The sequence below is a fragment of the Caballeronia hypogeia genome (assembly GCF_001544875.2).
GTDB classification, from domain to species: domain Bacteria; phylum Pseudomonadota; class Gammaproteobacteria; order Burkholderiales; family Burkholderiaceae; genus Caballeronia; species Caballeronia hypogeia.
This window is the reverse complement of sequence record NZ_FCOA02000020.1, coordinates 13,434-35,841: the sequence shown is the minus strand read 5'-3', so window position 1 is coordinate 35,841 and position 22,408 is coordinate 13,434. Positions and strand designations below refer to the sequence as shown.

The 22,408-nt window shown below is 58.4% G+C and carries 22 protein-coding genes; 11 read left to right on the top strand and 11 right to left on the bottom strand.

The window, feature by feature from the left end:
* Positions 1-191: 191 nt before the first annotated feature.
* Both AWB79_RS25075 and AWB79_RS25070 read right to left on the bottom strand, forming a co-directional pair.
* Entirely contained in the window at positions 192-1,682 is a 1,491-nt protein-coding gene (locus AWB79_RS25075; RefSeq protein ID WP_061170143.1) for an arylsulfatase, read from the bottom strand.
* A gap of 171 nt (positions 1,683-1,853) precedes the next feature.
* Positions 1,854-3,278, bottom strand: a complete 1,425-nt coding sequence (locus AWB79_RS25070) for an anaerobic sulfatase maturase (protein ID WP_082862460.1) — start codon at positions 3,276-3,278, stop codon at positions 1,854-1,856.
* A gap of 423 nt (positions 3,279-3,701) precedes the next feature.
* Between AWB79_RS25070 and AWB79_RS25065 the strand changes: the two genes are divergently transcribed.
* From AWB79_RS25065 to AWB79_RS25050, 4 genes are all read left to right on the top strand, one after another.
* Positions 3,702-4,103, top strand: coding sequence for a YidH family protein (locus AWB79_RS25065; protein WP_198399094.1), 402 nt, complete (start codon positions 3,702-3,704; stop codon positions 4,101-4,103).
* A gap of 146 nt (positions 4,104-4,249) precedes the next feature.
* Positions 4,250-5,068 (top strand): bile acid:sodium symporter family protein, encoded by an 819-nt coding sequence (locus tag AWB79_RS25060; protein ID WP_157695842.1) that lies wholly within the window; start codon positions 4,250-4,252, stop codon positions 5,066-5,068.
* Between the two features lie 423 nt (positions 5,069-5,491).
* Positions 5,492-6,574, top strand: coding sequence for an IS630 family transposase (locus tag AWB79_RS25055; protein WP_061170141.1), 1,083 nt, complete (start codon positions 5,492-5,494; stop codon positions 6,572-6,574).
* 13 nt (positions 6,575-6,587) lie between these two features.
* Entirely contained in the window at positions 6,588-6,887 is a 300-nt protein-coding gene (locus AWB79_RS25050; protein WP_061170140.1) for a hypothetical protein, read from the top strand.
* 21 nt (positions 6,888-6,908) lie between these two features.
* On the opposite strand, the gene AWB79_RS39670 is transcribed toward AWB79_RS25050, so the two are convergent.
* The 3 genes from AWB79_RS39670 to AWB79_RS25040 are packed head-to-tail and all read right to left on the bottom strand — an operon-like array spanning position 6,909 to position 7,917.
* Positions 6,909-7,346 (bottom strand): hypothetical protein, encoded by a 438-nt coding sequence (locus AWB79_RS39670; RefSeq protein WP_157695841.1) that lies wholly within the window; start codon positions 7,344-7,346, stop codon positions 6,909-6,911.
* Positions 7,347-7,366: 20 nt separating this feature from the next.
* Positions 7,367-7,657 (bottom strand): type II toxin-antitoxin system RelE/ParE family toxin, encoded by a 291-nt coding sequence (locus AWB79_RS25045; protein ID WP_061170139.1) that lies wholly within the window; start codon positions 7,655-7,657, stop codon positions 7,367-7,369.
* Complete coding sequence (locus tag AWB79_RS25040; protein ID WP_061170138.1) at positions 7,645-7,917, bottom strand: CopG family ribbon-helix-helix protein; 273 nt, start codon at positions 7,915-7,917, stop codon at positions 7,645-7,647. The genes AWB79_RS25045 and AWB79_RS25040 overlap by 13 nt, the downstream gene beginning before the upstream one ends.
* 280 nt (positions 7,918-8,197) lie before the next feature.
* Between AWB79_RS25040 and AWB79_RS25035 the strand changes: the two genes are divergently transcribed.
* Positions 8,198-9,457: a putative Na+/H+ antiporter gene (locus AWB79_RS25035; protein WP_061170137.1), complete on the top strand. Its 1,260-nt coding sequence runs from the start codon at positions 8,198-8,200 to the stop codon at positions 9,455-9,457.
* A gap of 107 nt (positions 9,458-9,564) precedes the next feature.
* Here AWB79_RS25035 and AWB79_RS25030 read toward each other — a convergent pair whose 3' ends face one another.
* Positions 9,565-10,146, bottom strand: a complete 582-nt coding sequence (locus tag AWB79_RS25030) for a recombinase family protein (RefSeq protein ID WP_061170136.1) — start codon at positions 10,144-10,146, stop codon at positions 9,565-9,567.
* 95 nt (positions 10,147-10,241) lie between these two features.
* Here AWB79_RS25030 and AWB79_RS39665 point away from each other — a divergent pair, with 95 nt between their 5' ends.
* Positions 10,242-10,817, top strand: a complete 576-nt coding sequence (locus AWB79_RS39665; RefSeq protein WP_157695840.1) for a hypothetical protein — start codon at positions 10,242-10,244, stop codon at positions 10,815-10,817.
* A gap of 109 nt (positions 10,818-10,926) precedes the next feature.
* On the opposite strand, the gene AWB79_RS25020 is transcribed toward AWB79_RS39665, so the two are convergent.
* From AWB79_RS25020 to AWB79_RS25000, 5 genes are all read right to left on the bottom strand, one after another.
* Positions 10,927-12,963, bottom strand: a complete 2,037-nt coding sequence (locus AWB79_RS25020; RefSeq protein ID WP_061170134.1) for a site-specific integrase — start codon at positions 12,961-12,963, stop codon at positions 10,927-10,929.
* Between the two features lie 349 nt (positions 12,964-13,312).
* On the bottom strand, positions 13,313-13,516 hold the full coding sequence (locus tag AWB79_RS25015; protein ID WP_061170133.1) for a cold-shock protein: 204 nt from the start codon (positions 13,514-13,516) through the stop codon (positions 13,313-13,315).
* Between the two features lie 744 nt (positions 13,517-14,260).
* Positions 14,261-14,587, bottom strand: coding sequence for a hypothetical protein (locus tag AWB79_RS25010; RefSeq protein ID WP_061170132.1), 327 nt, complete (start codon positions 14,585-14,587; stop codon positions 14,261-14,263).
* 1,192 nt (positions 14,588-15,779) lie between these two features.
* Positions 15,780-16,757 (bottom strand): ParB/RepB/Spo0J family partition protein, encoded by a 978-nt coding sequence (locus tag AWB79_RS25005; RefSeq protein ID WP_061170131.1) that lies wholly within the window; start codon positions 16,755-16,757, stop codon positions 15,780-15,782.
* A complete protein-coding gene (locus AWB79_RS25000) occupies positions 16,754-17,974 on the bottom strand; it encodes a ParA family protein (RefSeq protein ID WP_061170130.1) in 1,221 nt (406 codons plus the stop codon). The genes AWB79_RS25005 and AWB79_RS25000 overlap by 4 nt, the downstream gene beginning before the upstream one ends.
* 1,364 nt (positions 17,975-19,338) lie before the next feature.
* Here AWB79_RS25000 and AWB79_RS24995 point away from each other — a divergent pair.
* The 5 genes from AWB79_RS24995 to AWB79_RS24975 all read left to right on the top strand — a co-directional run bounded on the left by AWB79_RS24995 (position 19,339) and on the right by AWB79_RS24975 (position 22,406).
* Positions 19,339-20,844, top strand: a complete 1,506-nt coding sequence (locus AWB79_RS24995; RefSeq protein WP_061170129.1) for a replication initiation protein — start codon at positions 19,339-19,341, stop codon at positions 20,842-20,844.
* Positions 20,845-20,897: 53 nt separating this feature from the next.
* Positions 20,898-21,176, top strand: a complete 279-nt coding sequence (locus tag AWB79_RS24990; protein WP_061170128.1) for a hypothetical protein — start codon at positions 20,898-20,900, stop codon at positions 21,174-21,176.
* Between the two features lie 229 nt (positions 21,177-21,405).
* The gene (locus AWB79_RS24985; protein ID WP_198399093.1) at positions 21,406-21,705 is read left to right on the top strand and encodes a hypothetical protein; all 300 of its coding nucleotides are present in this window, start codon (positions 21,406-21,408) and stop codon (positions 21,703-21,705) included.
* 27 nt (positions 21,706-21,732) lie between these two features.
* Positions 21,733-22,110, top strand: a complete 378-nt coding sequence (locus AWB79_RS24980; RefSeq protein ID WP_061170127.1) for a TrbC/VirB2 family protein — start codon at positions 21,733-21,735, stop codon at positions 22,108-22,110.
* Positions 22,107-22,406: a VirB3 family type IV secretion system protein gene (locus tag AWB79_RS24975; RefSeq protein WP_061170126.1), complete on the top strand. Its 300-nt coding sequence runs from the start codon at positions 22,107-22,109 to the stop codon at positions 22,404-22,406. Before AWB79_RS24980 ends, AWB79_RS24975 begins: the two co-directional genes overlap by 4 nt.
* Positions 22,407-22,408: the final 2 nt, after the last annotated feature.

Sequence of the window (22,408 nt, the reverse complement as noted above, 5' to 3'; positions counted from 1 at the left end):
ACATGCCAGCGCAGGCGCGTCGTCGTTACGAAACCGAACAGTCATTCATGACATGGCCTTCGCGTCGCCATAGTCTCTGGTGAAATCAAGAAGGATTGCAACTCAGTGGAAATCCGGTTAGAAACTCAGAGCAAAACGGCTCAGCAATCTACACATTGCTGAGCCGCACGATTATTCAGACTTTGCACACATCAATGCCCTGCGCCGCCTCCCGCGTCATCGAGCTGGCGCATCACCGCATCAAGATTAAAGGAGGCCGCCTTTTGTCGGGGCGGATATTTCTTGAAGTTTTCGAGTTGAGCGGCCACCACGGCTTGCATCCCGTAGATTAGATACGCGTGGGAAATCATCCAGTCGTAGTAGGTATTCGAGTTCTCGTCGGCGCGCTCGAATGGATCTCGCCTCAGATTGAACATCTTGGGAATCCGTAGCGGAACAAACGGCTCAGACCAGCACGCCAACTGCTTCGCTCGCTGCTCTCGCAATACCGCTTTCCAGTCACCGACACGGATTGCCATGATGTCACCGTCGTCACTGATATAGAAAAACGACTGACGCGGGCTCTCTTTCACTTCGCCGGTCAGATAGGGCAACATGTTGAAGCCGTCTATGTGAACCTTGAATGTCTTGTCTCCAGCCTTATGACCATTCAGCAGTTTCGTTTTGATATCGGGTTCGCCCGCTGCGGCGAGGAAGGTCGACATCCAGTCCTGATGGGTTACGATCCCGTTCAGTATTGAGCCGGCCGGAATTTTCCCTGGCCATCGCACGAATGCAGGAACGCGCCAGCCGCCCTCCCAGTTCGTGTTCTTTTCCGAGCGGAACGGCGTGATCCCAGCGTCGGGCCAACTGTTGAAATGCGGGCCGTTATCAGTTGAATACATCACGATGGTATCGTCGGCAATACCAAGTTCATCCAGCTTCGCGAGCATTTTGCCGATGTTCTCGTCGTGTGCAACCATCACGTCGTTGTAGTCGCCCTGGCCGCTCTTGCCTTTGTGCTTTTCTGCGCAGTGGGTTCGGAAATGCATTGCCGTGGTGTTGTACCAGAGGAAAAACGGCTTGCCATCTTTATGAGCCTGGTCGATGAAAGCAGACGCGTGCTGAGTCGTCTCATCGTCGATCGTTTCCATGCGCTTCTTTGTGAGCGCACCCGTATCTTCGATTTTCTGCCCACCCTTGCCATCTGACCAGCAATGCAGTACACCACGCGGTCCGAAGCGCTTCTTGAACGCAGGATCTTTAGGGTAATCCGGGTCTTCAGGCTCCTCCTCGGCGTTCAGGTGATAAAGATTGCCAAAGAACTCGTCGAAGCCGTGCATGGTGGGAAGAAACTCGTCCTTGTCGCCCAAGTGGTTCTTTCCGAATTGACCCGTGACGTAACCGAGTGGCTTCAACATTTCAGCAATGGTCGGATCCTCTGCGGACAGGCCAAGATCAGCGCCCGGCATGCCGACCTTGGTTAGCCCTGTGCGAATCGGATTCTGTCCGGTGATGAACGCGGCACGTCCGGCAGTACAACTCTGCTGTGCGTAGTAGTCCGTGAAGGCAACGCCTTCGTTGGCGATACGGTCTATATTCGGCGTTCGATAACCCATTTGCCCGCGGCTGTTAAAACTTATGTTCCACCAGCCGATATCGTCGCCCCAAAGTATCAGGATATTCGGTTGCTTTGTTGCCATGATTGCTTCGACTCCTTTCCGATAGGACCCGATCGGCTTGTCTTCAGATCGGGCGAAGAAGCTGCATTAATGACTGAACAGCAGCAGCAAAACGTCAACACGATGTCGCGCATTGGCAGGGAAGCAGCGAACATTGCCTGCTGGGCGGCTCATCAACCTTGTGCTGTAATGCTATGCCCCCGGCGTCGCTGCTTCGAAGGAGGCGCGAGGCGATTTGTCGCCATGACAAAATCTGAATTTACGGCCGCTGCCGCACGTACATGGCGCATACGGCCCGCGTCGCTTATCTTCGCTTGCGGTGATTGCCATGATGTCGGACGGAGGGTGTCCCTCGCGAAATAGTTTTGCCATCTTCTCCATGGCGGGCCGTGATCGCGTGAAAAACAGTTCAAGTCCCTGACACAGGTAGTTTTGGCCCGGCTCGCCGTCGCGCGAGAGTGCAAAGCGATCTTTCGGGCAACCCCCGTTGCATAACGACCTGACTTCGCAAGTTCTGCATTGCGCGGTCAGCGAGTCACGTTTGTCGATGCCAAACTTGCGCTGTTTGGGCGAAGCCATGAGCTTCACCATGTGCGTCTCGTGAATATTGCCTAACCGGTATCCTGGTTCGACGAAGTGATCGCACGCGTAAAGGTCGCCGTTATATTCCAGCGCTGGGCCAAAGCCGCAGGTCGGCGCATGAATGCACAGCAGATGGCGACCGAAGAAGGCTTCCAGCGTGACATCGAACAATTGAACGAAGACGCGACCGACATCGTGCCGGACCCATTCTTCGAAGACATCCATCAGGAAGAGCCCATACTGCTTTGCCCCGACGGAGCGTTCGGTGACCAGATTGCCTGTCTGCGTGTAGAGCACACGCTTGCGGCCACCCTGTTCACTCCAGCCAAGATTGGCCAGGTGAATGGTCTGTTCCGTCGCGCGTTCAATGATCGGAATGAACTGCACCCATTTCACGCCGAGTTCGTCGCGAAAGAAACGATAAACCGCGCGGCCGTGATGCTGATTAGCGGCGTTGACTGTACACAGAATGTTGAACTCCACCGCGTGCTTGCGCAACGCGTTCCATCCGCGCATCACCATGTCGAAGGTGCCGTTACCGTGGCGATCGACGCGATATGCATCGTGTACCGCACGTGGACCATCCACACTGAGCCCGACAAGAAAATTATTCTTCTTGAAAAACTCGCACCATTCATCGTCAAGAAGAATGCCGTTGGTCTGGAAGGTATGCTGCACGACCTGGCCGGGTTTGCGGTGCTTTTCGACCAGTTCAACCGCCTGCCTGAAGAACTCGACCTTCATCAGCGTCGGCTCGCCACCTTGCCACGCCACCGTCACTTCGGGGCTGCGATGCGACTCGAGCAACTGCTGGATATACGTTTCGAGCGTCACTTGCGACATGCGATGCTTTTCGTCTGGGTAAAGCGCCTCCTTCGACAGGAAGAAGCAGTATTTGCAATCGATATTGCAGGTAGATCCGCTTGGCTTGGCCAGTAAATGAAAGCGTGGCGGCGCGTCGGATAACGAGGCTTCGGAAACTGATAGATGATCTTGAACGGATGCTGCGGTGCGAGAAAGCAACGTGGCTTCCATTGCGATGGTCCCCTGTGACAGTCAGCGGGTCAGCAAGACCTTAATCTGCGTGGCGATGCCGTCCATGTGGCGGTGAGATGTCGGTCCCGATATCGCGCAATTCGCGACTCGCAACACAGACGTCTTGGGTATTTAAGGCTGCATGGTTAGGGAAAGCAAACGCAATTTGATATTTCCCCCTTTTAAACGCATTGAGCGATCTGGCTGAATACGACGCTGCGGCGGTCCTGCCATGCAAACAGCATTGAAACGAAGCAGAGCATTTCACCATTTCGTTTTAAAACTTCGCTTAAAAGATTGGAGAGCCTGGCAATCGCGTTTAAGGTGAACTAGATTAGGTTGGCGCGTATGCTGGCCCGGCTCCTGCGGGGCCGCCCGGCCTTTCCGGCCTGCGCGCGGCCCCGCAATCCATTCGGAGATGGCGTGACTAACCCGGAAGCACGATCGACGAACGAATTGGCCGAGGATAGAACTGACTTAGCGGCGACACGCACGCTGATGGCCGCCGACCGCACGTTAATGGCATGGATCCGTACCGCGCTTTCGATGATCAGTTTCGGATTCACTATCTATAAGGTGTTGCAAGGATTTAAAGATGCCGGCGTGCATCTGGCACATCCGAACAGCCCCCGAAGCGTAGGGCTTTTCCTCACTGGCATGGGTACGGTCTCGATGGTGCTGGGCACGATTGAGTATTGGGCATCAATTTCCCAGTTACGCAGCTTTCGACGCGTTAGCGTCTGGCGACCCCCGTTTTTTATTGCACTGGTTATGGCCTGTTCGGGGAGCTTCGTCTTTCTGAGCATCATCATCAGGCTCCTCTGAGGCAAAGTGAAGTACGCGGCCCGATCGTCATCCTGGGCAGCCTGATCGCGCCGATATTGCAACCCTGTGACTACACTCGCGGTTGCGCTTATCTAAAGTTCTCAGCGCGCGTACCACCGCTTCAATCAACCGAAGGCGCTCATGCCGTGACTGAAATTCTGATGATCCTGCTGAAGGTCTCGGTCGTCGTCACGATCGTTGCCGTAGGCGCGGGAGCGTCGCCCGCAGACGTGACCTGGTTGTGGCGGCGGCCCATGCTCATGGTCCGTTCGCTTGGCGCGATGTATCTGCTGGTCCCGTTGGTTGCTTTCGGTCTTGTGCTGGCGCTCCCGATCGAGCCCGGCGTCAAAGCGGCCATGCTGGTGCTCGCCGTCTCTTCCGGAGCGCCAATGTTGCCAAAAAAGCTCCGGAAGCTGGGCAACCAGGAGTACATCTTCAGCCTGCTGGTGACGTCCTCTCTTGCGGCTATCGTCGCCGTGCCTTTTTGGATAGCAGCCCTTGGCGCTTATTTCCAGGCCGCTGTGGCCCTGCCACCAGGCACCGTGTCGATAGCGGTGGCCAAAGCCATTCTGTTACCGCTTGCGATAGGCATGGCGCTTCACGCGCTTTTCCCCCTGTGGTCGGAGCGACTTGCGGAGCGCATGATTGCAATCGCCGGCCTCGTCCTGGCAATATCCGGATTCATGCTGCTGATCGTCAACTGGCAATTGGTATCCGACATGAGCTGGCCAGCCATACTCGCGCTCGTGGCGTTGATGATCTGCGCACTGACCTTCGGTGAATTGCTAGGGGGACCGGCGCGGGATGACCGAACGTCGCTTGCCATAGCTTGCGCGACGCGTCATGTGGGGGTTGCGGTGGTGGTCGCCGGGGAATTTGTTGGCATAAAAACCTCGGTGATGATCATCGCTTACTTTCTCACGGTGATCGTCGTTTCAAGCATTTATCTCACGTGGCGTCGATAAGCGCGAGCGTCCGTCACCCGCTGCGCGTTCAATACGATATTCGAAAGATATCCATCGTTTGGGCTGCGAAGTCAGGTACTAACCTTATCCACGAACCTGTATGCAGGCTGGCGCGCGCCGACCGGTTCGCTGGTACTGCACCGGCCACTGCGTCACGTCCTCGAACTATCTCACTCAATCGGGAGTCAGGCGAACATCCTCGGTTTCAATCAGTTGACATCGCCGGGCGCCTATCGAAATCGACACGGGTGCAGTGACGGAGCTCCGGCGCCGGCAGGCTCAGTTGAGTTCGCCGGGTTGGCCGGGTTGGCCGGGTTGACCAACACGTCCTGCTGCAGCAGGACCACGGCACCGCATTCCGCGAACTAGTACAACATCCCCTAAATAGCTTGATTAAATAATTGCGTTGGCTAACATGTCGGGATGAGCCAAGGTCGTCATGCAACGCCAGTGAAGTTGGCGAAGAAAGAACGAGAAGAACTGCTGTCGCTGATCGAGCGGAAGACCGCGACTCAGCGAGATGTGATGCGGGCACGCATTGCGCTGTGGGCGCACGAAGGACATCCGAATACGGTGATTGCTCGAGAACTGCGCGTATCGGTGCAGACGGTCTGCGCGTGGCGCAAGCGCATCGCACAGCACGGTGCGCAGGGCCTGCGCGAGGGTGAGCGTAGCGGTCGTCCGCCACGCATCACGCAAGAAACGCGACTGCAGTTGATTGCGCTGGCATGTGAAGCACACGAACCCGAGGGACGGGTTACGCCGACACTGGACGAGATAGTGGCGCGCGCGATCGAGCGTGGCATTGTCGAACAGATCAGCCGCAGCCATGTGCAGCGCATTCTGCAGGCTGGCGACGTTCGACCGCACCGGGTCCAGCAATGGCTACACAGTCCCGACCCGGCTTTTCGCGAGAAGGTCAATGTGATTTGCAAGCTGTACCGCAAGGCGCCCAAAAATGCGGTGGTGCTCAGCATCGACGAGAAGACAGGCATTCAAGCCATCGAGCGCAAGCACCCGGGGCACGCGCCGGCACCGGGACGGCTGCGTCGTCGGGAGTTTGAATATATCCGGCACGGCACTCAGGCGCTGATTGCCGCGCTTGATGTGCATACCGGAGAGGTGCTGGCAGACTGCCGCGAGCGGCGCACCCAGGACGACCTGGTCGCCTTCATGGAGCGCGTGGCGGTTGCTCACCCGGACAAACAGGTGCACGTGATTTGGGACAACCTCAATACGCATCGCGCTCAGGCCGTCTGGCAGGCGTTCAACGAGCGGCATGATCAGCGGTTTCACTTCCACTTCACCCCGCTGCACGCGAGTTGGGTCAATCAGATCGAACTGTGGTTTGCTCGCTACACGCGTCGGGTGCTACGCCATGCCAGTCATACCAGCACCGCGCACCTGCGCGAGCGCACCGAGCAGTTTACGCACGAGCATAATCAGGCAGCACGCCCCTTCAAATGGACTTTCCGGGGCTATCCGTTGCAAACGGGCACATCGTAATCGAGAGACAGACATGCCAGCCATACCCACCAAACATTACGCGGACGAACTTCAGCGTAAACTGCGCAGCTTGCTCGGCCATGAGCAGATCCTCACACAAGCCTACGGGCGGCACCTGCTGATCAAACGTCTCGATGATGAGGACCCGACGGTTGTGGCGCGCCTTACCGAGCTCGCCCGCAATCGTTATAGTGCCGCCTTTCGCAGCCACACCGGCCGATGGGAACCGCTGCCGGGAACAGGCTCACTCGACGAGATGGCCGAGGTCGTCGTCACGCTCTTACAGCCTTATTTGCAGCCCGATAATTATTAAAGGTATTTACGGGATGTTGTACTAGTCCAGCACCGGAGTGAAGTCGGCGCCGAACAGAGAGGGCCCATAGATCGAGACCAGGGCGGTCAGTACCAGCAGTTCGATGCGGTTGTGCTTCATTGGAACCTGCATCGGAGGCGGCACGGGCTGCCCCTGCACGATCTGGCGCAGCGCCGCCGCGCGGCGACGCCGCATGATGCTGCGGTCGAGTTCGAGGACGAGACGCGCGATTTCCGGATCGGGGGTGGCGCCGAAATCGTGATGGTCGTCCTCGTGCTGATCGTCCTCTCCGCCCCCCCCCCCGCAATGCCGACGTTGCCTTGTGCCACGGGCCCCTGCCCCCTCAGGTAAATGGGGGAAGCCCCATTCTACCGCTGAAAGGCCATCCCGATAATTCGCTTTATCAGGATTACTAACGTTACTTAGAGACGCTTTCTTGTCGGCCACGTCGAGCAACAAACACGCTGCCCGACGATGTTCTAATAGCCCACTTCTTTTTGATGACGGACAGCTAGGATGGCCGCCGTCTCGCCCTCGAGACGGTAGAGGGCGACGTATCCGCTGTCTCCAAAGTCAATGATCCATTCACGGAATTCACAATCCATTTCATCAGCGGGGCGGCCTGCTCGAGGCTGGTCCGCTAGCACTTTCACGCTTGCGCGGATCGCCGCAACAGCGCGGCGCGCAGCGTTGATGTTCTGAGATTTGAGGAAACGAAACAGGCGCTGCACATCATTGAGTGCAGGCGGCGTCCAGATCACTCGTGGCACTGAGGTGGCTCCGCGTCCTCGCCAGCTTCCAATTTCGCCAACCATGCGTCGGCTTCTTCGTGCGTAACATGAAGACCCGTGGTCCGATAATCGTCCCAGGCTCGTTTTGCGTCCTGCTTGAACGCCTCGCGCTTTTCTTCGCGGTCAACGTATTGAGTAATGGCCTCACGCATGATCCAGTGCGCTGAGCGATCGCGCAGACCAGCGAGCCGCTGCACTCGGCTTTTCAACTCATCATCGAGCTTGATACTCGTCGCCATGTAGCACCTGTATTCAGAGGTAGTACCTTCGGATACTATAGCGCATCGCAATCCTCCCCGCTGTGCTCAGAAGAAACAAAGCCCAGGCTCGCGAGCGCTGGCAAGCCATCGGCTCAGCCGGTGGCGGAGGTGCTGAAAAACAAATTGGCCGGCGGCCCGGTCTAGGAGCGCCTTCGAGGCGTGAGGCATGCACCTGTTGTATGGAGTTCGATCCACGAAGGCATATTGTAAGATTGCAGGCCAACGCACTATCAGCCCCGCATCCCTCTGTCCTCCACCTATGCCGCATTCCGTCCAAATCGCTGCCGCAGTCATCTTCGCCCTTGCACTCGCCCACACGTTCGCGGTCGCACGAATCGAAACGCTTGGCCACCGCTTCCCACGGCACGCCGGCGTATTTCACTTCCTGGCAGAAGTCGAGATTGTGTTCGGATTTTGGGCACTCGTTCTGTGTCTCATCATGTGGGCGCTCGTCGGCTCTGCGCCGACAGTGGACTATCTCGAACACCGCGAGTTTACCGAGGCGCTGTTCGTCTTCGTCATCATGGTGATTGCGGCCAGTCGGCCGATTCTGGTGCTTGTCACCAACGTCGTGTTGGCGTTGTCTCGATTCTTGCCGGTGCGTTCCGAAGTGGCCGTTGTGTGGTTCTCGCTTTGCGCCGTCCCACTTCTCGGCTCTCTTATCACTGAACCGGCGGCCATGACCCTCGCTGCGCTCCTATTGCGCGACCGATTGTTCGCCGCGCAGGTTTCCGAACGGGTCAAGTATTTCGGGCTCGCCCTGCTTTTCGTGAACGTGTCGATCGGCGGCGTCATGACTGCTTACGCGGCTCCGCCGGTGTTGATGGTCGCCAGTTCCTGGGGATGGGACACACGGTTTATGGCAGCGACCTTTGGCTGGAAAGCCGCGCTCGCCGTGCTTGTCAATGCAACCCTGTTCGTAGCGCTCGCGGCTAAGAGCGTGCCGCCGAGCTCAAGCGATGACGCAGACGCATCGCACTCGAAGCGCGTCCCGGTGGGCGTTACGCTGGTTCACCTCGCATTCCTCGCACTGGTTGTTATCAACTCGCATCATGCGGTGGTCTTCATTGGGGCCTTTCTGTTTTTCCTCGGATATACGCAAGCGTACGAGCGCCATCAATCACCCCTCATGCTTCGTGAGAGTCTTCTGGTCGCGTTTTTCCTTGGCGGCCTAATTGTGCTCGGAGGACTACAGCAATGGTGGTTGCAGCCTGTCGTCGGTTCGCTGGACGCGCTTGCACTTTACTTTGGGGCCACTGGGCTGACGGCTGTGATGGACAATGCAGCGATCACCTACCTGGGATCGCTCATTCCGGGTTTGTCCGACACTGCGAAGTACCTGCTTGTGGCCGGTGCGGTAACGGGAGGCGGACTGACCGTGATTGCTAACGCGCCCAATCCAGCTGGCCTCGCGATACTGGGCAATCGCTTTCGCGGGGGCGCGGTGAGCCCGCTGCGATTACTCGTCGCCGCCTTCCTACCCACCATCACCGCGGGGCTGGCTTTTCTTCTTTTGTAGCGCACGGATACTATCGCTCATTACTGATTCTCGACGTGCGGTCGCCATTCGAGGTGCGTTGTTGGTTTGGAGGAGAGCCGCCCACCTCATCAACCATTCTACAGTCGCTATTCTTTTCTGTTCGACGCTCGAAGGCGCATGATGGTCTGTCGAGAAGTGCTCAGCAATCGCGCAACTTCCGTGACGGTGTTGCCAGCCGCGAGTGCCTCTAGCGCCTTCCGCCGCAAGTCTGGATCAAGTGAACTGGGCCGGCCCATGCTCGTTCCATCGCGTTTCATTTGTTGAACGGCTTCACTGGATCGCAACGCGCGAAGTCGGTGGTCCAATTCCATCACCGGCAATAAAGTCTCGCTGAGCGTCTCGCCTCGGACGACCGCCGTCCCCGCGTCCGTTCTGCAAATGCAGACGACTGCCGCCTTTTTCGCTTGGATCGTCTGCAGCGTGCCGAGCACATCCGCGTAGCCATTGCCAAGCGACGCGAGATCGAAGACGACGAGTAAATCTTCCGGCCATAGCCGGGAAATGACGTGCTGTAAGACGGGTCTTTCCGACGCCGGCGTGGTCGAAAGCGCTTGACCGACGAAAACGTCTTCGTTGCGAACGTCTAGATGATGGAGCGAGTCCATGCTCCGCATAGCGCACTGGCGACGGACCTGGTCCTCGTCGCGGATGAGAACAAAAATCGTCATGGGGTCAAACGACAGCTGGCGAACTTTAGACTTGATCGGGATCTAAAGCACTTCGGGAGGATTGGCATTCGGTTGCGGGAAGTACGCGCACCTGAATGGTCGGTCCGATCGAACGCGCAAGCGCCAACGCGTCCTGTTCCGTCGGGACGATTGTGACGTTGACCCCACCCGAGGTCGGCACTTCAACCTGCCAGCCTCCGCTCGTGCATGGTCGAACGATGGTTTCGGCGTCGTCGGCGCCTTCCGGCGTCAGCACTTCGGTTCTCCCTGGGGGTGAAGATGTGCTGCCATGGCATTTTAGTCGATGCCGCCAGCATTCAAAAAGGGAGGGTACGGATGTAGCGGGCATAAAAAACGCATCAAGGGACGCGTGCACCCTTTCAGGACCGGGCGATGCTTTAGACGACGAAAAGCTTCCTATTTTCGTCATGAACGCGACCATCACATCCCATCAGACGGCAGCCAACGGCGATCCCGAGCTGCACGTTTTTACTTTCCAGGTCGACGGCGATGGCGTCCCGCGGTCTCAACAGGTAACCGTACGCACGGCTCGAGTGCTCGCACGTGAACTGGATAATCGCACCGCCCTGGATGCGCTGATGCGCGCGATCGCGAGCGCACAGCCAAGCGACTACGACGCGTTGGTCGGCACCCGGTACGAAGATACGTAGATCGCTCTACACCGGATGCATCGCGAGTTGAAAAATGTCGTCCTCGTTGCCGATCGGTGCCGATCGATGCCAAGTGCTGGCGATCACGGGCACTCGATGCCGCACGACGTCATTCGTCTTCGTCAGCGTAATACCGGGCGGCCGCTTCGAGCATGCGACGCTTTTCCGCTTTGACGTAGATGGAGGTGGTCTGCAACGACGCATGACCGAGGATCGACTGCACGACGTCGGTCGGCATATCGCGCGCCACCGCCTGCGTACCGAAGGTATGTCGAAACGCGTGCGCCGAGGTGTTGACCAATTGCACGAGGTCCTCCGTGGTCATTTCCGCGAGCGTCGCTGGATCGGCGCGCAGCGCGATCACGAGACGCTTGACCGCCATGCGTACAAGTCGACCGAGCGCATCGGCCGTGTAAGGGACCCCGGCCGATACCCCAACCGCATCGACGCCCCCTGCCTCGCCGGACTCGTGTCGGGCGTGAGCCGTGTCGGTTCCAGGAATCCAGGTCGGCGCGATCAGCGGGCCTGCGGCATTCGTTTCAAAATTCAGCCCGCGGTCGGCCCAGTGGGCGCGCAGCGCCTCAACCGTGGGTCCACTCACGGGCACCGTGCGCTGCCGACGTCGCTTGCCCACAATACTCAACGTCCACACCGTTCGCGCGGGCGCGGCCGACTCGGCGCTTGCACGGCCGGCCGCTTTCGACCTTCGCGCCGGTTTGGGCTCGCTGGCGAGTTCGGACGGACGCAAATCTTCGCGTCGGGCCTGCGCCGCCTCGGCCCGGCGCAGGCCCGAGTCACCCATCAAAAGGATCGCTGCGCGCGCGGCGCGCCACTGACGCGCCACGTCCTGTGAGGCTCGCGCCGTCGCCGCCCCGCTCGCATCCATCGTCGTCGAAGGTACCGCGCTTAGTGCCCCGAAGTCGAGCGACCGGTCGCACTGCGCATCGAGGAGCCGCCGCACCTTGGACCACAATTCGGCCGGCAATGCGCGGTCGACCTGCACGGTCGACTCGCGAATCACGGTGGCGGGATCTTGGACCGCACTCCAAGGATTGCCGGCCAGATAGCGCACCTCGACCAGCCACGCGAACGCCGCCCGAATCACGCGCACCGCATAGGCCTGGCTGTCGATGGACAACCCTTCGGGCGCAAACGGCCGCCAGCGTCCGCTGCTGCGCGGGCGCTTCGGTCCGGTGAACGCCGCCGACGGCGCCCCCAAAAAATCCTTGTACGCCTCGCAGTCCTCGACCATCAGCGAGGACAGGGCTTTCTGTCGCACGACCACGCTCCACAGGATCAGCCGCTCGAGTTCCCGCGTGTACGCCCGCAAGGTCACCGGTCGATCGCGGTAGCGATGCAGGTACGCGTGCACCGCCGCCAGATCGTGCTCGGCCCGGATGAAGGCAAAGGTACCGGCGCGGTTCAGCCCGCGACTGGTCCCCTGTGCCCCTGCCCCGCCCGATAGCTCGGCCGGCACCGCCAAGGCTTCGAACGGTGCGAGTCGCGGCGCGCTCGGATCCCCGCCGACCACGATCGGATCCTGCTGACCTGCTGAACGCACCGCGAGTTCGAGCGGGCGCGCGTCGACATCGTCGGCGACGCGCATACCCAGACTTTTCTCATGACGGCGCAGCCACGCAACCAGCGTCGCCGCCCTCAACGGACCGATGCGCGGCACCGCGCGCCACCAGCTGCCGCCCCGCGCATTGCAGTAGCCGATCAGCGCACCCAGGGTTGCGATGCCCTCGCCAATCAGCCGGCGCGCGATGAGCGGGCGAAACCACAGTTCGACCGGATGCGTGAGCGTCGGCGTCGCGGCCGCGAGCCCCGCGGCCTGTTCGACCATACGCAGCGTGACGGCGGTGAGGCGCGCGCTGCCGTGCTGCTTGATGGACGCCTTCAGATGATCGGCCAGCACGGGTGAGCCGTGCAGCAACGCGAGACTGACGAGGTCGTCGCGCATCTGCCGCAGGTAACGCTCGGCCGCTTCCGGGGTCGCGGCGTGCGGCGCGCGCTCGGCGTCGTAGTACAGCCGCGCGATGGTGGCCGACGGCACCCGTTGCACGAACGCGCGCAGCGCCGTGAAGTCGGTGCGCGTGTAAGTGCGCGGCGGTGGCAGGGTCAGTTGTTGGGGCTGGTTCGCCATCGGGGTTCGAGGTGAGATCGGGTGTCGTCCATGCGCGTCGCCGCGCTCGACTCGACCGCCGTTCGGGCGGCAGGTGCATCGGCAACGCAATCGCTAAAAGCTCGCGTGCAGCCGAATGAGGCCGAATTGGCTGGAACGCCCTCCCCTACTGGCTCGGAGCAAGGCGTAAAACGGACTATACCCCAAAAAACCTATTAAACCCTTCACTGCTAATGATAATTAGCAGACAAGGCGAGTTTCGCTATTCACGTCCTTCCTGGCCTCAATCCGCCGACTTCCGCCCGCTGCCCTGCCCTTCTGACGCCCCGACAACCGCTCGATCGTCGGGGCGCCGTGATGCCAGCCTCGCTTACGCCGGCTTGATGTTCGCTGCCTGCTTGCCCTTCGGCCCCATCTTCTCGTCGAAGCTCACCTTCTGCCCTTCCTTGAGGGTTTTAAAGCCCTCCCCGCGGATTTCCGAAAAGTGCGCGAACAGATCGTCCCCACCACCATCAGGCGTAATGAAGCCGAACCCTTTGTCATCCTTGAACCACTTGACCGTACCGGTTGCCATTTTTGATAGACCTTGAAAGTTGATGACGGCGCCGCCCTCGCGAGCGCCGGATGCTATCTTGATCGGCCACCGTCAGTCGCGCAACTGGGCAAAAGTCACCGTCGGCTTCGTTCGGGTTGCGCTCCTTCGTACCGAGAGCCGTGTGCGCATTGGATGCTCACCTAGGTGGAGCATCGCTCAATCCTGGTAACGCTTATTAGGCTTGAAGCCAGCCGCCGGGACACCCCTCCCCTGTTGCGCCGCGACGGCCCGCAGACGCCGTCGGAAATGACGTGGGCGACGCGAGGAAGGGGGAGAGAATGAGGTCGTGAAGCGTGGGTGGGAATCGGGCCAGCGAACGACTGCCCTCCCCCGCCGAACGGCGGATGCGTGCGAGGGGGGAAGGCGTGTGGCGCGCCGAGGACGGGGTTGGGTTGAGCGTGCTTGACCGACCGGTTTAGGCACGCCTAACATGGCGGTCAAATGGGTTGCGACGACGCGGCCGGCGTCTGGCTCCAGGGACTACTCTGGGGCCTTTCGCTTTTCTAGGGGGAACACTTTCAGGCCGATCCCATTCACGATCCCGGTCGCCCCGTCGAAAAAGTTGACCGCCAGAGTCTCAAAGGCCCGATTGGGCTGACCGCGCCGCACGCTTCACCGACGCCCCCGACGAACGTCATCACTTCTCGTTGTCCCTTCCTCTCCAAGACGAGCCGCATCCGTTCAAATCGATATTGACGCCCTAGTAGGCTGGAATGGTGCGCGTCACCGCGCTTCAAGGGTTAATGACACCGCTACGATCGTAATCGACACTTCGGCGACGAGATACGCGGTCAATGACGGCTCGGCAAACTCCTCGCGCGCCTCCGTGCCGAGTGCGTGTTGGTTCGTTTGTTTGACGAAGTTCAAACTTTTGATCGACATCCCCATCGAGTCGCAGTCTTGCGAAGGAAGTCGCTTACATGCGCATCGGCATCGGGAGGATTGCTCGACATTATCACCGCGCAACACCGCAAGCGACGCCACCGGGTCGATGAGCTGCAAGGCCTGGTCGCTGCCCTCGTCGACGAAACCAAACGAGTCATAGTGCATGGACGGCCGGTTGAAGAAGGACCTTCGGCCGGCCGCTCCTTTCAGCCGGATTCGCGTGTACAGCTGCCAGACGCGCTCGATGTCGCCGATCAGTGCGGGTGTTGCCGCTCCGGCCGACCCTGCCGGCTCAGACCGCCCACTCGATTTCGGGGCTCGCCACGATTAGTAGGCGGTCAGCAGCGTTCTAAAGAGATCGGTAGTTGCGTTTATCCACCTTTCCGCATTGGCCCGCCGCCTGCCTGACGATGTCCATTCTCGTTTGAGCAACATATTCGGGACAGGAGTTCAAGCCACGATCCACCGGCTGAAAAAGAGGCGATCGCGTCACGTGGCCTCCGATTAGGTATGACGACAGACGCGACTGAAAGCCAGAACGCCTACGCGCCCTCCGCGCATTCCGTAGACCTGCCCCAGATCGCCAGCGTGGCTTTGTGATTGTCAGCGCTTCTTGGTGTAATGCCAGGGCGCGTGCCGGTGGCCCGCAGATCATCCAGATACCCGGATCTGGCCGGCGGATTAACGCCACGGTCGAAGGCTTGTTGGTCGACCCGACGTTATGGGTTACGGATGCGCTCGTGCTCCCGTGTCGGGCAGGCACCGGCTTAGAGTGGGAAGCCACCGGTACGCTCGTTGTCCGGAGCGTATCGGCGAACATGTCGCTCGACAACTCAACGGGCCAAGTAAGACGCCGCTGCGCACGAAACCAATTCGGTCAGACCGGCGTAAATCGAGCATTTCGCGATTGCGATGCAAAGTGTCACGAGTCGTGACACTTTTGAATTTGCACGTCGTCGCCAGCGACGCGAGTCTCTTTTCGCTGGAGAGACGGTGCTCGCTTTGCGCGTCCGAACCAGGGGATGCCATGGGATCCATCTCGATCGAGTGTCACGAGTCGTGACAACTTTTTATTGGCCATCGCCAGGACCCGACCGGCCGGTGGCGTGTCGTCACTACCGCCGCTCGGGCGACCAAGGAGCGAGCGAACAAAGAAGCGAAGACGGCCTCTCACAAAATAAATTTTCAAAGGACCTCGGAGTGTCACGAGTCGTGACACTCCGAGGTCGGCATAGCGCGGAGAAGTGATCGAGAACTCGGGAAACAGGCGGACGGGTAGGGGCTGATCTCGTTGCTGGCCGCGGAAATAAAAAGCCCGCGACAGCGGGCTGGAAAGACAGTCTCTGATTGGGTAGCTTCAGTGCGCGCGCGGCCGGCTCGAAAACAGCCTCGCGATCACTTGCCGAATCTCCTTTTCATGCTCGTCACTGAGCATTCCGGATTTGATTTTCACCGTGAAGCCACTAGAGTCCTTGGTGATATTGCCGGCCTGCGCTTTACCTGCAAAAAATTTCTCAATGGTGCGACCACCGTCGCCATTCATTCCATTGGATTTGACAACGCGCGCCGCAATCGCGGCGGCGTACTTTGTTTGCAGCAGATCTCCATTGACGACCTGAGGCCAAAGGTCCATGGCAGCCTCGACAGCGGCATCTCCGTGCCGCTTAAGTACCACCGAGATGTCGTTCGCAGCAGTCGCGGAGATCAGCGCCGGCTGAAGGTCAAGGTCCTTCCGCATGAACTCGGGAAGAGTCCCATATGAGAGGAAGCGGTAGAGCCCCTGGCGTGACATCCCAAGCGCCTCAGCTAGTCGCGTGCGATTCGGAAATTCCATCTCGGTCTGTCGAATCGACAACGATATTTCATAATCGGTCAGGTCATCACGGCTGACATTCTCGACGAGCGCGAGCACTGCCATGTCTTGATCCGAGGACTCAATTACGACGGCCTTGATGGAATTCAGTCCCACCAGCTTATGAGCGCGCCAGCGCCGCTCTCCAGCCACAATTTGGTAACCCGACTCGAAGCGGCGAACTACAACCGGCTGCATGAGCCCCACCTCGCGAATTGACTCAGCAAGCTCGGATAGCTTCGCTTCATTAAATACGCGGCGCGGCTGCCACGGATTCGGCACGATTTCAGACACCGCCAGTTCCGAAGCCGTGCCCGATGACTCCAGTTCCTGCACACGAAGCTGTGCCGCAGCCAGCGCGCCCGCCATCCCGGGCGCCGTTTCAGTTCTGGCAGCACGACGAGCTGCGTTCGGCAATCTCTCATCTGTCGCCTTGATGCCCGCGGTCTTGGCCAAGAGCTGTTCTCGAAGAAGGTTGCTCATTGTGCAGATCTCCACTGTTTGACGAACTGATCATCTATCCACCGGCAGTAGTCGATTAAGGGCTGTTTGACCCGGGCGAGCGATTTTGCCTGACTGTGCGTACTGCTGATGTCGAATGCGGTCGTGAAAGCGAGCGCTCCCGAACTCATGACTGAACTCGCGGGCACTTCGAACTGCGACAGCCAATGGCGATAGGCGCCGTGCGCCCAAGTGCGCACAACCGGCGTCGCAGCTGTCGGGCCGTTGTTGACACGCGTGAGTAGCACAGACACAAAGTCATATTTCTTGTCGGTCTCGAAGCGGATAAAGGACTTCGCAACATCGGAGAAGAGACGCCAGAACGACAAGGAGCTGAAGAAGTCCAGATTTTCGGGGACCATCGGCATGACCATCGCATCGGCTGCCATTAACGCGTTCAGGTTGAGATAGGAAAGCGAAGGCGACGTATCGAGGAGGATGTAATCATAGTGTTTTCGAAGTGGTGCGAGTCCATCACGCAGTACCGTCCAAAACTTGAATCCAGGCACTTTCAGCTGCATCGCGGGCAAGTGATATTCGGCTCCGACCAGTTCGGTGTGCGCCGGAATAATGTCGAGTCCGTCCCAATAGGTCGACTGAACCCTAGCAAGCAATCCGCCTTCGACCTTCTGGTCGTACACAAAGGGCAGAACAGTGTCGTCGGGGAAGACCTCTTTTTCCGCATAGAGGCCACACAACTCGGACAACGAAGCTTGGGGATCGAGGTCAATAACGAGCACCCTCCGTCCGCGCAAGCTCAATCCTTGTGCAAGGCACATGGTCGTAGTCGTCTTGGCAGATCCGCCCTTGAGCTGCGACGTAATGATGACCTTTCCTTCGAAAGCGTCGCTCGGCCCTTCGACCAGGGGGGTTTGATAGATATCGGAGACTCGCCGAACCCACGTGCGCGCCTCGGTCAGCGTAAACATTCTGCTGCGGCTGCGCCCAGTTCCAGTCGACTGTCCCTCGGGTAACACCCCATCACCTTTTGACACCTGATAATGCACTTGCTGGCGAGTCAGTCCGCACAGCTCAGCGATTTCGCCCGTGGTGAACATCGGCGGGGCCTTGCGTGGACGCGGAGCTAGAATTTGGTCGCGCAACTCGGTTGCATAGTCCGTGACAACATCAGCGAAATCACTGATTTGCGCCAAGGTCACGGTCAGATCTATTGGCATTGGTTGGCTGACATTCGCCATTTAGAAGTTTTCCCTTGGAAAATTGGTCTAAACGTAGAATACAGGAACTACGTGTGATTGACGGCCTTATGATCAAGAATGTTCCGTAAATCATTGTTTTTCCGCGACTACTGACCGCTCACGCCGTTGGAAAACGCTCGCGATTTCCGGACAAAGACTCTCACCTTCATTTTTCGCAAGTCGGCAACCGCCCGAGAAGTGAGAGATTTTGGAAGCGCTTCCTCTTGAAAGGGTGTCTCGAAACCGCAACTGCCTGAATTTGGCTGGACGAAAATTACATTTCGATATCCCCGTTGGGGATCGGGACGGTCAAAGAGGGGAGTCAATGTCGCTGAACCAATCAGAAGGTGCCGAAACAGCGGAGGACCATAGGCAAAAAACGTCAGTCTCTCACCTTAGTCGCCCGCGCCAACGCAACTGGATACACAAGCTTGTGCATCTAGCGCTGAGGTGAGCCCAGCGCTACCTCGAAACTGGGCACAAGACTGACAATATCTCTCACCTTTCATAGTCCGCACGACAATGCCGGGCCATCTCGCACGGCACGACCGCAATACGAGCCTTTTTGACGCGATCTCAGCACTGTCCCTGCAAAGACGCTGCACCTGCGCCGTTTTTTCAAGTGTCACCAGTCGTGACACTTGTAGGATTTGGCGCGGCGTCGTCTCCTCACTACACTGATGTTGAGCCCCGCGGCCAAAGATGAGAGATTATGTCAACTTCAGCTGGACGGACTGAACCTATTTGGACAACATCTCTCACCTTTCATGATGCGGAAAAGCTCGCGGTCCTCCAATTCGAAGGACGGTCCCTCCGCTAACTCTCTCTCCGAAAATGATCGCCAGGGGTGATGCGATCTAAAACGCAGGGGCGCCACTGGGTAGCTTGAGTTCTGCCGGCCAGTTTCACTCGCTATAAAGAGAGGCTTCCGGCTGATGGTTCAGCCGGTTAGTTGGTTCTATTTATAAACAAAACAGACCAACAAACTAACAGGCGCGACCAGATACGCCTGAAATCAGATAGTTGCCGCCAAAAAGTGAGAGATGCTGTGGCTGAAGGTGAGAGACTTTGTCCGCTCCGGTGAGATGCTGAGGTACGAACGGGAGATTTGGTGTCCATTTAAGTGAGACGGAAAGCGCCTTCGCCGCCAGAGGTGAGGTTTAGTGTCGGACGCTGTGAATAACTCCGGAATAGGCTGTCCGGACAGGCTTCGCGCCACGCAGCGCTCATTAAGGTGAGAGATCGTGTCGCGACGGTGAGACATATCGTCTTGTGCGGCGAGGGAAGGTGAGAGATTTTTATTGACATCTCACCTTTGCGTGCTAGAGTCCAGAAAATTTTAAGTTCACGGATGCCCGCGAAACATGGCCAGCAGCGTCGAAAGAACAGTGACTCCGCTTCAGTACGCGCTCGACCTGTTCGTCGAGAACGCGCCGGCAGGTACCGCCATTGATGCAATAAGTTCCGACAAGGATATCGGCTATCAGAAGAACAACGTATTCGCACGCATCATTGGCCTCGGGTTGTCAGCCCGCCGCTTCGTCGACGCTGCTTATTTTATCGTCGCGCAGGAACGGGAAATCAGTGAGGCGTACGACGTTTCGCTGAGCTTCTTCAAATGGCTGATGAGATACGACAGTCACAACAAGAAGCATTTCTCCAGTGTGATCCGCAGCGTGAAGTCGTCCATGCTCGAGGTTACCAGTGCGCCCACCGTATCGGTCGACTCGAAAGGGCGCATGACTGATATTTCACGTGACGTCTCCGACGGCGATGAGGACGCCGTTGACGTGGAAGACGTCGACCAAGACGTCGAGGCGGGGGAAGTTCCAGTCAACGACGAGGATGGCGACTGGCTGGAACTGATTGGCCGTGTCAGCGTACGCAACGGACGAATCCGCTTCCGGGTGCCTGTCGAACTTCAGCGGCTCATCAAGGACCCGGAAAGCTCGTACTGGACGAGTCTGCTGACCACCTCGAAGTTCAAGCTTATCTACGCGCGGGCTATTTACGACCACGTGCTGCCCGCGGTGCCAGGCGGTATGACGGAGTGGCTGTCGCTCGAGCTGATTCGGAACCTGCCGGGAAAGTCGTGGGCAAACAATGCGGAATTCAAGTATTTCAAGCGCGACTACCTCGAACCAGCGGTCAGGCAAATCAACGACCTGTCCGACATCGAGATGTCTTATGAAACACGCGCAGGTACGCCCGGGTCGCGCAAGAAGGACCAGATTCGCTTTCGGTTGAAACGCAAGGAAGCGTCGGCCGCAGCGCAGGCCGACATGATGGAATCGGCCGCGCTGTACCTGACACTCCACAAGGAATTTGGCCTCGACGCGAAGCAGTTCCTTCAAATCCGGGAAAACCGGCACGTCTGGACAGATGCCCGCATCGAGCAAGCCATCGACTACACCCGGTTCAGGATCGCCAAAGGCGACGTCATCAGAAGGGCGTCGTCCTACCTGATGAAAGCCTTGGCCGAAGATTACCGTGTGGCTACCGCGGACCGGGACGTAGAGCTGCGCAGGAGTCAGCGAGAATCGCAGGAGGAAGGGAAGAAAACCCGACAGGTAGCCGTCGCCGAGAGTGTGGCCGCGGCTGATGCCGCAGCGGACCAGCAGCGCCAAGACGAGAAGGGCGCTGCTCGGAAGTTCTTCGACGCGGCCGAGAAGAAAGCGAGAGATGAGTTGGTCCGCAAGTTCGTTGCGGCAAGCACCATCGGGCAGCGCGCCATCACACGACAGGGGCTCAAGCCGGCTGAAGTCAACGGAACCAATATCATGCGGTGGCCCAGCGTTGCCGACACCTTCACCTCTTTCGTCGCGGGCGAACTCAGAAAAGCCGCTCGAGAGGCCAGTCGCCGCGGGTGACTGCGAGCATGTACGAAGCTTTGCTCTGAGAAGTGCCGTAACACAGTGACCGCATGCGTAGACTTCTGATCACACTTGGCTGCGGGGATGCGTTCGATAGCAAGGACTTCGCCGGCCGGCCCGCCCGAGACGAGGCGGCAGCGTCGCGACGACGCGCCGCTGTCGCCGGCATTGCGCTGCAGCTGCTGCGCAAGTGCGAGGGGCTGGCGCCGTCCCGGCAGCAACTCGCGGCGCTGGATATCCGTTCATCGAAGCGATTGAGTCGAAGCGATCACACGATTCTCCAGATAAATATCCGATACTATCCTCTGGGCAGATTCGCAAACGATTGAAAGCGTTCACATCAAATCGGCAGGCAACCACCGTCTAATTGCCTTTTCTCGACCATAAACGGTACGGCGAAGCGCGGCGCCATGGTCAAATTTCCCTTCGATCAAGCGTTTTCTTCCTTGCATTCATCTAATGTTTGTGCTTTTATATTAATCAAATCACTTTCATCGTGACACGAAAGATGTTATTCGTGAAAAAACCCGTATCAAACGTGGAAAACTGAGCCTTGCCGTGGCATTACTTCCGTTTTTGTTTCGCGACAGCGAGGAAGAAGTGCTCACCCTGACCAAAAAAGAGTTGACCGTGCTCGACGAGGCTCAACCGGACTACGTGGTTTACCTAGCTGAAACAGAACATGAAGGTAGCCGGTGGTGGCAAATGACTGTGAGGCTACCCGCGCAGGAAAAAATGTACGAGGTCGTTACTGCGCTCGGCAAAACCAAGCTTTGGAAGCGTTTGGACATAGCCGTCGATTTCATCAAGGAGAGCTGTCCGCACACCAAGACAGTGTCTGTGGTCTTCTCGACGTAGGAAAACTCACAAGCTGCGAGGTCCATAATGAAAGAGGGCAACGGTACCGAAAAGGAACATTTAGTAGTCCCATGCAAGAGAGGGGATTTAGACAAACTTCTTGATCTGACGAGCAATGTGATCATGCTCGCCTTCGTATTTCTTCCGCAGTTCGCCTACGCACAAGACGCCTCGGGAGCGTTCGCCGGCATTACGGCATTCCTGAAGTCGATCACGCAACTTCTCGTGTTCGAGTGGGGCTACTACATCGGGATCATCACCTTAGCGATTCAGGGCTATCGCTGGAAAAGCGGTCGCATCGACCTGATGACGCTTGGCGGTTGGGGACTTGGCATTGCCCTCGTATTCTTCGCCCCGAATATCGTCGCTGATCTTCGTTCTCGTTCCGTGGGGGCCATCTCATGACCGACGACGCGCAAATGGACGACGAGGGCGAATCGCTCGTGGCGGCGATGACCCGTCCCACCATGATCGGCGGGCTGACGCTCGCCAGTCTGGCGATGAGCTTTTATTTCCCCGGTATGGCTGCGTTGATCACCCGATCTGTTTGGGCTGCGGCATGCATCCCCGTTCTGCTGCTGATGAGCTACCTTGTTTGCCTGAAAGACGTGTACCTGTTCGACATCCTGTCAGCCGCGACCCACCTGAAGACGTGTCCGAACAAACGATTCTGGGGATGCCGACGCTATGCGCCTCGCTGATG